General features: G+C 74.3%; 8 protein-coding genes. 4 read left to right on the top strand and 4 right to left on the bottom strand.

Translation table 11 applies throughout. The annotated features are described in order from the left end of the window. Positions 1 to 130 precede the first annotated feature (130 nt). A complete protein-coding gene (locus FHU30_RS23795; RefSeq protein ID WP_443612895.1) occupies positions 131 to 799 on the bottom strand; it encodes a sigma-70 family RNA polymerase sigma factor in 669 nt (222 codons plus the stop codon). A 346-nt stretch (positions 800 to 1,145) separates the two neighbouring features. On the opposite strand from FHU30_RS23795, the gene FHU30_RS23790 reads away from it, so the two are divergent. The 4 genes from FHU30_RS23790 (at position 1,146) to FHU30_RS23775 (ending at position 5,356) form a co-directional block, all read left to right on the top strand. Continuing rightward, complete coding sequence (locus FHU30_RS23790; RefSeq protein WP_253878759.1) at positions 1,146 to 1,880, top strand: hypothetical protein; 735 nt, start codon at positions 1,146 to 1,148, stop codon at positions 1,878 to 1,880. Positions 1,881 to 1,885: 5 nt separating this feature from the next. Then, positions 1,886 to 2,422 carry a PPOX class F420-dependent oxidoreductase gene (locus FHU30_RS23785; RefSeq protein ID WP_443612894.1) on the top strand — a complete coding sequence of 179 codons (537 nt, stop codon included), beginning with the start codon at positions 1,886 to 1,888 and terminating at the stop codon, positions 2,420 to 2,422. Between the two features lie 83 nt (positions 2,423 to 2,505). Beyond that, complete coding sequence (locus FHU30_RS47195) at positions 2,506 to 3,078, top strand: CGNR zinc finger domain-containing protein (protein WP_253878758.1); 573 nt, start codon at positions 2,506 to 2,508, stop codon at positions 3,076 to 3,078. A 235-nt stretch (positions 3,079 to 3,313) separates the two neighbouring features. After that, complete coding sequence (locus FHU30_RS23775; RefSeq protein WP_253878757.1) at positions 3,314 to 5,356, top strand: CehA/McbA family metallohydrolase; 2,043 nt, start codon at positions 3,314 to 3,316, stop codon at positions 5,354 to 5,356. Between the two features lie 90 nt (positions 5,357 to 5,446). On the opposite strand, the gene FHU30_RS23770 is transcribed toward FHU30_RS23775, so the two are convergent. The 3 genes from FHU30_RS23770 to FHU30_RS23760 all read right to left on the bottom strand — a co-directional run bounded on the left by FHU30_RS23770 (position 5,447) and on the right by FHU30_RS23760 (position 12,421). Beyond that, entirely contained in the window at positions 5,447 to 8,053 is a 2,607-nt protein-coding gene (locus tag FHU30_RS23770; RefSeq protein ID WP_253878756.1) for a GMC oxidoreductase, read from the bottom strand. A gap of 61 nt (positions 8,054 to 8,114) precedes the next feature. Then, positions 8,115 to 9,212, bottom strand: coding sequence for an alpha/beta fold hydrolase (locus FHU30_RS23765; protein WP_253878755.1), 1,098 nt, complete (start codon positions 9,210 to 9,212; stop codon positions 8,115 to 8,117). Between the two features lie 230 nt (positions 9,213 to 9,442). Further along, complete coding sequence (locus tag FHU30_RS23760; protein WP_253878754.1) at positions 9,443 to 12,421, bottom strand: helix-turn-helix transcriptional regulator; 2,979 nt, start codon at positions 12,419 to 12,421, stop codon at positions 9,443 to 9,445. Positions 12,422 to 12,629 lie beyond the last annotated feature (208 nt).

Below are 12,629 nucleotides of genomic sequence, written 5' to 3'. Positions count from 1 at the left end.
GCGCCACCCGGCCTGCCACGGGCCGCGCCACCCGGCCTGCCACGGGCCGCGCCACCCCGCCTGTCACGGGCCGTGCCACCCCGCCTGTCACGGGCCGCGCCACTTGGCCTGCCGCAGGCGCGTCCGCCGCTCACGGGGTGACGCCGCGCTCGTCCAGCGCGACGCGGAGGGCGCGCAGGGCGTAGTAGACGCGGGATTTGACCGTTCCGACCGGGATGCCGAGCACCTCGGCGGCCTCGTTCACCGACCGGTCGCGGAAGAACGTCTCGGTCAGCACCTCCCGGTGCGCGGGCGACAGCGCCGACAGCGCGTCGGACAGGACGACCGAGCGGAGCATGTCGTCCAGGCCGTCCGGGGCGCGCAGCAGGGCGAGCGGGCCGTCCCCCGCCTCGCGCGGGCGCGCGTTGCGGCGGCGCTGGTCGTCGATGACGATCCGGCGCGCGACCGTGGCGAGCCAGGGCAGCAGCGACGCCGCGTTCTCGTCGAGCTGCCCCGCGCTGCGCCAGGCGCGGATCATCGTCTCCTGGACGACGTCCTCGGCCCAGTGCCGGTCGCCGCCGGTCAGCCGCAGCACCAGCGACAGCAGCGGACGCCCGTAGACCCGGTACAGCTCGGTGACGATCACCTGCTCGTCCACCGCGCCCTCCGGCCGCCCCGAGTGAAACCAGCTCCACGCCCCCGGACCGGCGTCCGAGCACCCGGTGCCGGCATGCGCGGGAGCGGGCCGGCCGCGCGCGGCGTGCTGGACGGGACGGCGGTCGCGGGGGCGCGGGACGGTGCTGGGGGTGCGGTGGGCCATCGGCTTCTCCGGCGGGACGCGGAACGGGGACCACCGGTTCCGCGCGGACGGCGGGGACCCGCGAGGCGCCGGTGACAAACGGGGGTGACGCGTCGGCAGGCAGTACGCGAGAATGCGCGGACCAGGTTCAATCGGACTCGGATACTTACCGGTCGGATAGGGCCTGGTTACCTCGCGGCTCGGGCGGGCTTGTCGGTCCGTCCTATCCGCCGACGACGGCATCAGAAGAGAGCGGAGGCGCCACGCATCCCCCACGTCACAGCGCTCCTCCATCGAAGGCGACAATCACTCCAGCGTGGAGCGACTGTGGGCGACCGCCCCACGCGCTCGGAGGAACGAAGGCGAGATGGCCGTGAACCTGGAGGAAGACCTCGTCTACCGACTGCTGCTCGCCGTGGACATCCAGGGCTACAGCAGGCTGACCGCGCGGCAGCAGCTCGCGGCTCAGCACGACCTGGCCGCGGTGCTCGACCGGGCGGCGGCCGCCGCCGGGCTGCGCCGCGCCGACTGGATCGAGCAGGTCGGCGGGGACGGCGAGCTGGCCATGCTGCCCGCCGGGACCGCCCCGGCCGTGGTGGCGGGCGACTTCGTGCTCGGCTTCGACGCCGCGCTGCGCGAGGTGAACGCCGCCCGCGACACCACCGGACGGCCCGGCCCCGCGCGCGGCGGCTGGCGGCTGCGGGTGCGGCTCGCGCTGCACCACGGCACGCTGACACCCGGCCCGTTCGGACCCGCCGGGGACGCGCCGGTCGTGGTGCAGCGGCTGCTCGACTCGACGCCGCTGCGCCGCCTGCTGGACGACCCGCGCCGCGACCTGGCCGTCGTGGTGTCGGACGCGATGTTCGCCGACGTGGTCCGGTCGGGCTTCTGCTCGCTGCCCGCGTCGGCGTTCGAGCCGGTCCGCGTCACCGCCAAGGGCGCGGTGTTCCGCGGGCACCTGCTCGTCCGGCCGCCGGAGCCGGGGACCGTCCGGCCGCTCCGGGAGCGCCCGGCCCGGGCCGCCGAGGGCGACCCGCCCGTCCGGCTCACGGACCTGAGCCTGCTCACCGGGGTCGGCGGCCGGGGCGACGACCTCAACTGACACCGGTGGCCGGAAATCCCCGCCCCGCGCCGGGAAGCGCGGGGCGGGTCCGCGGGTTCTTCCGATCGTCAGGACATGATGGGACGGACGCCGACCGACGACGGAGGCAGGCATGGCCGGACGAGGCGGGGCTGCGCAAGCTGCTGGCCCAGAGCAAGCTGGGCGTGCTGGCGACGCTGAAGAGGGATGGCCGTCCCCAGCTCTCCAACATCAACTACCACTACGACACGGACCGCGACCTGGTCCGGATCTCGGTCACCGCCGACCGGGCCAAGGCCCGCAACCTGCGCCGCGATCCGCGCGCGAGCCTGCACGTCACCAGCCCGGACGGCTGGGCCTGGACGGTCGCGGAGGGCACCGCCGAGCTGTCGGACGTCGCGGCCGACGAGCACGACGCCGCCGTCGAGGAGCTGATCGACGTCTACCGCGCCGTCCAGGGCGAGCACCCGGACTGGGACGACTACCGGCGCGCCATGGTCCGCGACCAGCGCCTCGTCGTCCGCCTGCCCGTCGAGCGCGTCTACGGCCAGCCGCTCGGCTAGCAGGAGCGCCCCGCCGGGCCTGGGTGACTGCCGTGTAGGCTTTTAGCGGTCACGTCCGCGTCCCGAGGGAATGTGCTGGTCAGGTGGACTTCAACAGTCACGCGGATCGGGTGGTCGCCGCCGCCGTCGGGCTCGTCAACGCGCTGACCCCCGGCGAGCGCCGCGGCCGCCCCTACCGGCCGCCCGAGGACCCGGACGAGCGCGCCGACGCGGCGCGCGCCGTATGGGGCGGCGCGAGCGACCACTCGGTCTTCACCGAGGCCGAGCTGGACGAGCTCGGCGCCGTCGCACTGCGCCTGCGCGAGGTCTTCGAGGCCGTCGCGGCGGGCGACATCGACGGCGCGGCGGCGCTCGTCAACCGCATGCTGGACGACACCGCCGCGCGCCCGCGCCTCGCCCGGCACGACGGCGAGCCCTGGCACCTGCACTTCCACGGCGTGGGCGGCGGCGTCACCTCCGACTGGGGCGGCCCGTGCGCGACCGGCCTCGCCGTCGTGCTCGGCGGGGAGCTTTACGACCGGCTCGGCGTCTGCACCGCGCCCGCATGCGACCGCGTCTACGTGGATGCCTCCCGCAACGGCACCCGCCGCTACTGCTCGACCGCCTGCCAGAACCGCGTCAAGACCGCCGCCTTCCGCGCCCGCGCCCATTCCTGACCACCCCCACCCCGTACCCACCGACCCCGCTGCCCGCCGCGCCCGCCGGGCGCCGAGCCCGCTGACCCGTGGCGGCTGGGGGATTCTGAACCGGCGGAGGGGTGCGGGGTGAGGATTGTGCGCTGCGGGGGACGTTCTCCTGCCCGTCCGTAAGCGGTCAGGTGCTCAGCGCTCGCCTCGGCGCCGGCGCGTGCCAGGCTGGCGGCGTGCGGGGGGCCGACGCTGGGAGGCCGGGATGTGCGGAGAGTGCACGCGGGACGGGTTCGACCTGCCCGAGGCGGTGCGGCAGGCGCTGGCGGACTACCGGGAGCTGCTCGCCGCGCACGGCCCCACGTGGGGCGAGGATCCGATCCACTACGTCCGGCAGCTGGAGGTCGCGCCGTACGTGCCGGACGAGCGGGAGTTCTTCGTCGCCTGGTTCCTCAAGGCCGTCGAGCGCGCCGAGGAGCCGACCGGCCCGCACATCGAGGCGGCGCTGAACGCGATCGACATGCCGGAAATGCTCCGGGACGTCCTGGACGGCGAGCTGACTGACAACCTCGCGGCGCTGCGCCTCACGCAAGGCGGCGCGCGGGTGGAGGCGCGTCCGCGCCCGGTCTTCGCGGGACGGCCGCCGCACGCGACCATGCTGCTGCTCGACTCGTCCCGCGACGAGATCGTCCGCGTCGAGATCGACGGCGCCGTGCACGACCTGAAGCCGCGCGGCGCGCGCCTCGTGCCGATCGCGAGCGACAGCCGGATCGTGGTGGACGACGCGTCCGTCCCGCTCGACGCCCTCACCCGCGAGGCCGCCGCCGCGCGGCTGCGCCTGCACGCGGGCATGCCCTGCCGCTGGACGGTCGTCGGCGACGACGGCCACGGCTGGTACCCGCAGGACGAGCCCGACCGGCACGACGCGCACGGCCAGCCGTACTTCCATGGCGACGACCTCGTGGTGGACGTCCCGGCCGAGCCCCTCACGGTCCGGGTCGGGCGCGGCGCCGAGTACGAGATCGTCGAGATCCGCGTCGAGCCGTCGCCCGGCGAGGACCTGACCGTCGAGCTGACACCGCGCCGCCGCTACGACGCCGCCGCGCGAGGCTGGTACGGCGGCGACATGCACGTCCATATGAACTGGGCCGGGAACAGCGTCGGCACACCGGAGCAGGCCGCCGCGATCCAGCAGGGCGAGGACCTGCACGTCCTCAACCTCGTCGCCGGGAACGTCTCGTCCGTCCGGGTCTACGACCGCGAGGCGCTGGAGCACTGGGCCGGACGCGACGCGCCCTGGTCGGCTCCCTCGCACATCGCGCGCCTCGGCGTCGAGTACCGCAACGACCTGCTCGGACACCTCTACGCCTTCGGCATGGACGGCCCGCCCGAGCTGTACCACACGGGCTTCCTCGGCACCGACGACTGGCCGCCGAACGCCGAGGGCATCCGGCGGCTCGCCGCGCTCGGCGCGATCGTCGGCTACAGCCACCCCTTCCACGTCCCCGTCAGCGAGGACGGGCCGCCCAGCGAGGCGCTCTCCGACGGCCGCAACTGCTCGGCCCGCGAGATCGTCGCGGACGCCGCGCTCGGCCTCGTCCACAGCCTGGACGTCCTGAACCACTCCGACATCCACGCGACCGCGCGCGTGTACCGGCGGCTCGTCGGGGCGGGGAACCGGCTGGCCGTCACCGCCGGGAGCGACACGCAGATCTCGTTCACCCGGCGCGGCAACCAGTCCAGCCCGCCCGGCTGGGAACGTGTCTACGCCCGCATCGACGGCGAGCTGTCCGCCGCGTCCTTCGCCGAGGCGGTCCGGCGCGGACGGACCTTCGCCACCACCGGCCCCTGGCTCGAACTCGACGTGGACGGCCACGGTCCCGGCGACACGATCGACCTGCCCGCGCCCGGCGAGGCCGTCAGGGTCTCGGCCCGCGTCGTCGGCGAGGAGGTCGGGACCGTCCGGCTGCTGTCCGCGGACGGTGTCCTCGCCGAGGGGCCGCCGGACGAGCTGACCGTCCGGCTCGCCGTGCCCGAGCCGACCTACGTGATCGCCGTCGCGACCGGCCCCCGGCACCCCCGATCGATGCACCATGCGGGCGTCTACGCGCAGACCAGCCCGGTCCACCTGCACGTCGCCGGACGCCACGTCGCCCGCGCGGAGGACGTCCGCTGGTGCCTGGACTACCTGGACGGCCTGGAACGCATGATCCGCAAGCGCGCGCGGCTCACCGGCGACGACCGGCTCGCCGACCATGTCAACCTGCTCGAAGCGGCCCGCGCCGTCTACCGAGCCCGCCTCGCCTGAGCCCTGGGCCCCGGGCGCGCCCCCAAAGAAAAGGGCGCGGGACGGAGGCACCCCGCAGTTCCTCCGTCCCGCGCGTTCGTGGGGCCCCGGTCAGGTGAGGTCGGGGCCGTAGACCTCCCAGAGCTCGCCGGCGAAGAACCGGCCGAACTCCACCAGCGCCGTCGTGCCGCGCGGCCCGCCGGTGCGGAAGGTGGTGAGCTGCCGCGCGAAGTCGGTCAGCTGGATGTGCAGCACGCCCGCGCCGACGACCTCGGCGTCCGGGTCGTCCTCGGGCCGCACGTGCCCGGCGAGCAGCCTCGTGTACAGCGTGGACGTGTCGGGCCAGATCCGCGTCGGCGGGCCGTGCAGGACGTTCTTCTCGCCGGTCAGGGTGAGGTCGCGGCCGCCGTCGTCGGTGAAGAACAGCCGGTAGCGCATCACCCGGCGCTGCTCCTCGCCGGTCGGCGCGAACAGGTTGAACCAGCCCTGCCGGACGGGCCGCCGCCCGCCGCATCCCGCCGCCTCGATCCAGCCCTCGGCGCCCGCCTCGTGCTCGGGCTCGGCGAGGAACCGGTGCACGTCCTCGGCGGTGATGGTCAGCCGGAACGCGAACGGCTCGCGGTTCTCGTCCACCTCGCCCGAGCGCGGGTCCGGCGTGCCGAAGGTGATGTGGCCCTTCATCTGCTCGGTGAACGACAGTGACGTACGCCCGCCGCCGTGCCGGGACCGGTCCCCGTGGCCCGCCGGCGTCCCCGCTTCGCGGGCGTACGCACTGCCGCTACCCGCCCCTTGCTGCGGGCCGGCCGAAGTGGCAGGCCCGGCCCCCGAGCTCATGGACGCGCCGCCGGACGCGGCCACCGCCGCGCCCGTCACGGCCACGCCGAAGACGGCGGCGCCCGCGACCCTGACGCCCGACTCCACCGCACCTGACGCGGTGGCGCCCGACTCCGCGGCGCCCGATTCCGTGACGGTCGAGACCCCCACGCTCGCGACGCCGATCGTGGCGGCCCCGGAGGCCGACACCGACACGGCGGCCGACGCCGACACCGGGGCGCTCGTCTCCAGCAGGCGCGTGCTCATCCGGTCCGCGAACGCCGCGATCGTCAGCGACGGGTTCGGCCCGACCGGTCCCGGCATGACCGAACCGTCCGCGACATACAGGCCGGGATGGCCGTACACCTCGCCGTACGAGTCGCACACGCCCACGTCCGAGTGCCGGCCCATCGGCGCGCCGCCGAGCGGGTGGACGGTGATGATCCGCTTGCGGAACCACATCGGGTTGTCGGCGTACTCGGCGCCCAGCACGTCGGCGATGCTCTGCATCGTCTTGCGGACCCGCTCGAAGTACGCCTCGCTGGTCTTGGTCGTCCAGTCGGCGTAGAGCCGGCCGTGCCGGTCCAGGTCGAGGCGCCCATCGGGGACGTCGCGGCCCATGCCGAGCAGCGGCAGCGAGCTGACCGTGAGCGAGCCGCTGCCGACCAGCTCCGACAGCTCGGCGGACAGGTGCGTGTCCGGGACGTCCTTGAAGAAGTCCAGGAACCGCTCGGCGAGGAACTTCACCATCCGCTCGATCGAGCCGGGCACGTCCAGGCCCTGGATCGCCCAGTCGACGAAGCCGGGGTAGCCGCCGTCCTGGATGTAGGCGCCGCGGCCCGCGCCGGGCACGCCGTCCACCTCGTCCGGCAGCCGGATCGCGCTGGTGATGACCGGGCCGCGCGCGGCGTCCAGCGGGCGGACCCGGTTGCGGTCCTTGGCCTTCAGCAGGAACGTCAGCAGGTCGCCGTTGCCGCTGAACCGGGTGCCGAGCGCGCCGCTCAGGTTCGGCAGGGCCGCCCGCGACTTCAGCAGGATGTGGGACGTCCCGTACGTCCCGGCCGACAGGATCAGCCGGTCGCACCCGATCGTCCGGACCGGCGGCTTCCGCGACTTCGTCTCCATGTCGTGGACGACGTAGTCGACCTCGTACCCGCCGCCCGGACGCGGCCGGACCGCCTTCACCTCGTGCCCGATGCGGATGTCGGCGCCGTGGTGCTTCGCCGCCGACAGGTAGGTGTGGTCGAGGGTGTTCTTCGAGCCGTCGTTGCAGCCGATGTCGCACTCGCCGCACAGGTTGCAGGTACGGCGCGGCACGCCGTGGATGTTGCCGTAGGACGGCTCGGCGATCGGCAGGCCCACCGCGGGCTGCCCGCCGGGCTCGGCGGAGAACCGCACCGCGAGCGGCGGCAGCGTCACGTCCAGGCCGAGCTCGGCCGCCGCGTCCTGCATGGCGTGCGCCTTCGGCGTGTTGTCGAACGGCGGGCGGCCCAGCGGGAACGGCCGCGGGTCCATCATCTTCTCGACCGCGTCGTAGTGCGGGTCCAGGTCCGCGCGGCCGAGCGGCCAGGACTCGTAGGTGCCGTCCGGCATCTCCTCGTGCACGAACCAGCGCTCGTCCTTGCGGAGCAGCACGTTGGCGTAGATCAGCGAGCCGCCGCCGAGGCCGGCCGACACGACCGAGTCGCAGCCGTCGAAGCGCCACACGTCGTACATGCCGTACAGGCCCGCGGCGGGATCCCAGAACGCCCGGCCCATCTCGGCGGGGGAGCGGGGGAAGCTGCCGGGCGGGTACGGTCGGCCGCGCTCCAGCAGCACCACCGACCGGCCGGCCTCGGCCAGCCGGTACGCGCTGACCGACCCGCCGAATCCCGAGCCGACGACGACCGCGTCGACCTGCTCCATGCGAATGCTCCTGCTCTGTTCTCGCTGTCCGGACGCCGGGCGCCCCGCCAGGCCGGTCGGCCTAGGCGGAGTGCCGCTTGAGGAAGTCGACGATGCGGGGGAACACGTCGAGGTGGGAGTTCTTGCCGATGAGCGGGTCCAGATGCCCGTAGCCGGGCAGCACCGCCAGCTCGTGCCGGCCGGGCGCGACCCGCTCCAGGATCTTGTGGAAGTGGATGTTGGAGTCGGTGAAGACCCGGTTCTTCTCCGGCGCGAGCAGCAGCAGCGGCGTCGTCACGTCCGCGGCGTTCGCCAGGTAGTCCTCGGGCAGCCGCGCGTACTCGGGGTCGTTCGGCGCGTACCTCACCGAGTGCCCGGCGTCGACCATCTTGCGGACGTGCCGGTAGTAGTGCAGCCCGGACGCGCAGCAGATGTCGGCGACCCGGTCGTGCGTGACGGGCAGCAGGTTCTCGTGCTGGTACATCGCGGGCTTGCCCGCGCCCCACTGGAAGCTCTGCATGTGGCAGGCGCGCACGTCGCACTCGCGGTGGAACAGCGACACCAGCCGCGACAGCATCCAGCCGCGGGTGAACGCGGGGGCCTCGCCGAACCTCGGGTCGAGGAACGGCAGACCGAGGACGTACTCCAGCACGGACGGCCCGAACGACAGCTTCAGCTTGGAGAACCTCGGCACCCGCGGCGTCAGTGAGACGCTGTTGCAGGTCAGGCTGGTGATGCCGGTGACGGTCCCGGCGAACAGCGCCATCGTGAACGACACCGAGCCCAGGCAGTGCGCGATGACGTGCAGCCGCCGGCCCCCGATCTGTCGGCGGATCACCTCCAGCGCCGCCGGGAAGTCGTAGAGCGCGATGTCGTCCAGGGTGTACCGGTGCGTCTCGGTGTCGTACGGGAACCGGCCGCTCATCCGGAAGTCCAGCGCCCACACGTCGGTGTACCCGGCGTCCAGCAGGTGCGTGGCGAGGTTCTGGTGCTCCGGCATGATGTACACGTCGCTGGCGGAGGTGAGGCCGTGGACGAGCAGCACGACGTCGTCGCACGCGGCGCGCTCGAACCGGGTGAGCTCCAGCCCGAGGCCGTCCTCGGTCGCGAACGGGTACACCGTGACCTCGGCGTCCCTGACACCCTCCAGCGTCCGCCGCGGAATCGTCGTCTGCGTCATCCTCGCCTCCGTGTTCGCCCGCAAGAATGATGCTGCCGACCCGCTGCCGGCGGCATCGTGGGAAACCCTGACTTGTCCCGCACGCCCGGCTCCGGCGGCACTGACACAAGGTGCCGGATCCGAGCCCATCGCGTCCGGTCCGTACTCGACTCGTCTTCTGTGGGACGCACGCGACGCCCGTCCGGTTTGGACGCCCGGGTGATCGAACGTCCGATCGTCGGCGGGCGGGCTCAGTCCTGCCCGGGTTCGCCCCGGTTCAGGGCGCTCACCACGCCCACCCGCGAAGTGACGCCGAGCTTGGCGAAGATGTGCGAAAGGTGTGTCTCGACCGTCCGGACGCTGACGAACAGGCGCTCGGCGATCTGCGAGTTGGTGTAGCCCTCGGCGACGAGCGAGGCGACCTCGAACTCGCGCTTGGACAGCCCGCCCGGGCCGGAGCCGCGGCCGCCGGGGGCGGGCACCCGGACACCGGCCCGGCGCTGCTCCCGGGCGGCCTGCCCGTGCAGCGTGCGCGCCCCGCACGCCTGGAAGGTGTCGGCGGCGACGCGCAGGTGGTCGCGGGCGGCCTTGCGGTCGCCGGCCTCGGCGAGCGCGGTCCCGGCGCGGAGCCGGGCGCGGCCGGCGTCCACCCGCTGCCCGGCCGCCTCCAGCGCCTCGGCGGCGGTGATCGCGGCGCGCGCGGCCTCGCCGGGGTCGGTGCCCTGCAGCGCGTGCGCGCGGGCGAGGTCGGCGAGCGCATTGTTGGAGTCGACGCCGTCCAGGCGCATGAGCTGGGCGCGCTCGGCCCACTGCAGCGCGGCGTCGTGGTGCCCGCGGCCCGCCTCGACCTGCGCGAGCGTCTCGGCGCAGGACAGCAGCGTGCGCTGGTCGAGGGTCGGCGAGTCGAAGCCGTTGGTCGCCTTCATGACGGCCGCGACACCCTCGTCCTGGCGGCCGAGGCCGAACAGCGCCATCGCCCGCGCGTAGTGCGCCATCGAGCCCCACCACTCGCCGATGCCGGCGCCGACCGCGACGGCCTCGTCGGCCTGCCGCAGCGCGGTCTCCTCGCGGCCGGACCAGGTCGCGACCAGGCTCTGCTGGGTGAGCCCGAACACCATCTGCTGCCCGGACGCCACCAGCCGCGCCTCCTCCACCGAGTCCTCGGCGGCGGACGCGGCCTGCGCGAGGTTCCCCAGCGTCCCGTAGGAGCGGGCGAGCCCGGCGAGCAGGTTGGTGACCACGTACAGCTGGCCGGTGTCGCGGGCGACGTCGAGCGCGCGCTCGAAGTGCCGGGCGGCGGTCTGGTAGCGGCCGAGCATCGTCTCGGCCCAGCACAGCCAGGCGATCGCGTCCATCCAGTCGGCGAGGTGCTCGTTCGGCGCGGTGTGCAGCAGCCGGTCGGCGACCTCGGCGTAGCGGAGCGCGTCGGCGACGCGTCCGCCGGCGAACGCGGGCATCGGGCGCAGCGCCGCGACCGCGACTTTAAGGCTCGGTTCCCAGTCGTCGGAGTCGTCCGGCATCAGGTCCAGGACGGCCTGCGCGGCGCGGAACTCCAGCCGCATCGTCCGTTCGGCGACCAGCCGCATGCGCAGCGGGATCGCGGCGGGCGAGCGCGGGTCTGGCATGTTGCGCAGCTCGTCCAGCAGCAGCGAGCGGGCCTCGTGCGGACGGTCCAGCTGGCGTTCCATCAGCGCGGCGAGCCGGGCGGCCTTCGCGCGCCGGTCGTAGGCGTCGTTCGGCAGCAGCCGCAGCAGCGTGCGGGCGGTCTCGCGGCCCTCGGCGAGCGCGCCGCCGACCGACTGCACCTGCGCGAGCTCCATCAGCAGGTCAAGGCGGGACGGCAGGCCCTTGTCGGCGGGCGCGTTCTCCGGCATCAGCCGCAGCGCCGCCTTCAGCCAGTGCGCGGCCGTCACCGGCGCCTGCGTCGCGTACGCGCGCCCGGCCTCGACGAGCGTGGCGATCGCGGGGCGGTCCCCGACGCGTCCGGACCGCTCGACGTGCCGCGCCCGGACGGCGGCGGGCGCGCCGATCTCGGCCAGGTAGCCCGCGATCCGGCCGTGCGCGGCGAGCCGCCAGCCCGCCGCCGCGGATCCGTAGACCGCGTGCCGGACCAGCGGGTGCCGGAACCGGAACCGCTCCGCGCTCGGCCGGACGATGTCCCGCGCGACCAGCTCGTCCAGCGCGGACAGCGCGACGTGCTCGGTCACCTCGGCGGCGACGGCGGCCAGCGCCGGGGCGAACTCGTCGGCCGCGACGGCCGCGCCCTGCGCCACGCGCAGCGCGTCCGCGGACAGGCCGGTCAGCTCCATCTGCAGCGCGGCCCGCACGGCCGGGGGCAGGTCGCCCTCCTGCGGCCCCTCGGCGAGCGGCTCGTCGCTGCGCGCGAGCGCCTCCAGGTAGAACGGGTTGCCGCCGCTGGCCTCGAACAGCTCGCGGCAGCGGGTGGCGGTCACGTTCGGGCCGAGCAGCTGCGCGACCTCGTCCTCCGAAAGCGGCCGGACGTGCACGCGGTCCCCGCAGCCGCCCTGCACCGACGCCTCGACGAGCGCCGCGAGCCGCGCGGACGCCTGCGCCGGACGGAACGCGACCGCGATCATCACGCGCGCGCGAGGCGGATGCCGGACGAGGTAGTCGAGCAGCTCGATCGTCGCCTCGTCGGCCCAGTGCACGTCGTCCAGGATGAGGACGAGGCCGTCCTCGGCGGCGAGCTGCTCCAGCAGCCGGCGCACCGCGCGGTACAGCTGGTAGCGGGCGACGGGGGTGTTGCCGGTGAGCGTCGGCATCGTGCCCTGCACGACGGCGGCGAGCGCGGGGAACACCGGCACCAGCAGCTTCACGGTCGCGGGGCCGAGGTCGGGAAGGTGCTCTTCCAGGTGGTCGTCGAGCGCGTCCACGACGGCGCCGAACGGCATCTCCTGCTCGAACTCGGCGGCGCGCCCGGAGGACACGGCGAGCTTGCGCGAGGAGGCCCCGGCGGTCAGCTCGCCGAGCAGCCGGGTCTTGCCCGCGCCGGGCTCGCCGGCGAGCGCGACGAACCGGAACACGCCGGCCGCGGCCTGGTCGAGGCCCTCCTCCAGGAGGCCGAGGACGTCCCGCCGGCCGACCAGCGGGACCTGCCCGGGCCGCTCGGCGCCCCGCTCGTCCGGACCCTGCCCCGCCGCCGGGCGGCCCGGACTGTGCCCGGCCGGGCGCGGGCGCTCCGCGCGCTGCTGGTCCGTACGACCATCCATGTCCACACCCCACCAGAGACAGGCGGTCGATACGCCGTGTTGGTACCTTTGTCGCGAAATGCGTCGATCGCGGGGGCCACTCTACCGAGTGGACGGTCGGTTCGAGTGATCGGAACCCGCCCGATCGGCACAGTGCTATCAACCGTCTTCGGGGCACGGGTGTCAACCGTCTGAAGTGGACCGTGCCCGAGTCGTCATCTTCCTGTCG

Source organism: Actinomadura rupiterrae (genome assembly GCF_024172125.1).
GTDB lineage: Bacteria > Actinomycetota > Actinomycetes > Streptosporangiales > Streptosporangiaceae > Spirillospora > Spirillospora rupiterrae.
This window is presented reverse-complemented; position numbering and strand designations above follow the sequence as displayed.